This window comes from Domibacillus sp. PGB-M46 (genome assembly GCF_022668875.1).
In the GTDB taxonomy this organism is placed as follows: Bacteria; Bacillota; Bacilli; order Bacillales; family Domibacillaceae; genus Domibacillus.
In genome coordinates this window covers 1-560 of the sequence record NZ_JAKGCR010000069.1, presented here as the reverse complement: position 1 = coordinate 560, position 560 = coordinate 1, and the positions used below count along the sequence as shown (strand labels likewise).

General features: G+C 55.2%; 1 rRNA gene. It reads right to left on the bottom strand.

Going from position 1 to position 560, the window contains the following annotated elements:
• Positions 1-37 precede the first annotated feature (37 nt).
• Positions 38-560, bottom strand: a 16S ribosomal RNA gene (locus L2D08_RS23610); the annotation flags it as partial.

The window sequence follows — 560 nt, the reverse complement described above, 5'->3', positions numbered from 1 at the left end:
GTGAGAACCAAGTTCTCACTTCCGTAAATATCCTTAGAAAGGAGGTGATCCAGCCGCACCTTCCGATACGGCTACCTTGTTACGACTTCACCCCAATCATCTGCCCCACCTTCGGCGGCTGGCTCCCGTAAGGGTTACCCCACCGACTTCGGGTGTTGCAAACTCTCGTGGTGTGACGGGCGGTGTGTACAAGGCCCGGGAACGTATTCACCGCGGCATGCTGATCCGCGATTACTAGCGATTCCAGCTTCATGCAGGCGAGTTGCAGCCTGCAATCCGAACTGAGAATGGTTTTATGGGATTGGCTAAACCTCGCGGTCTTGCAGCCCTTTGTACCATCCATTGTAGCACGTGTGTAGCCCAGGTCATAAGGGGCATGATGATTTGACGTCATCCCCACCTTCCTCCGGTTTGTCACCGGCAGTCACCTTAGAGTGCCCAACTAAATGCTGGCAACTAAGATCAAGGGTTGCGCTCGTTGCGGGACTTAACCCAACATCTCACGACACGAGCTGACGACAACCATGCACCACCTGTCACCGCTGCCCCCGAAGGGGAAG